General features: G+C 28.7%; 1 pseudogene. It reads right to left on the bottom strand.

Annotated features, from left to right (window positions below):
• A pseudogene (locus AB4517_RS19290) lies at positions 1-97 on the bottom strand (transcriptional regulator); the annotation flags it as partial.
• Between the last annotated feature and the right edge of the window lie 164 nt (positions 98-261).

A 261-nucleotide genomic window follows, 5' to 3' on the forward strand; every position in this document is an offset into this window, starting at 1 on the left:
GCTTGTCTAGCGCTTCTTCAAGTTGCTCAAGAGTTAATTCACGTGAGAACGCACGAAGGCTGCGGATATTTAATAGAGTTTTTGTTAATTCAGACATGATATTTTCCATCAAGGTAAACTAAATAATCTTCCTAATAATAAACAGAGCCTAGGAATAAAACAAATAGTATTTCTTCTATTACATATTTAAATATAAAAGTGAGATGAATAGTTGAAAATTCAGAGCAGTATTTCTATTGAATTTATAATAATTATTAAGAA

This window comes from Vibrio sp. 10N.222.52.C3 (assembly GCF_041474195.1).
GTDB classification, from domain to species: domain Bacteria; phylum Pseudomonadota; class Gammaproteobacteria; order Enterobacterales; family Vibrionaceae; genus Vibrio; species Vibrio crassostreae_C.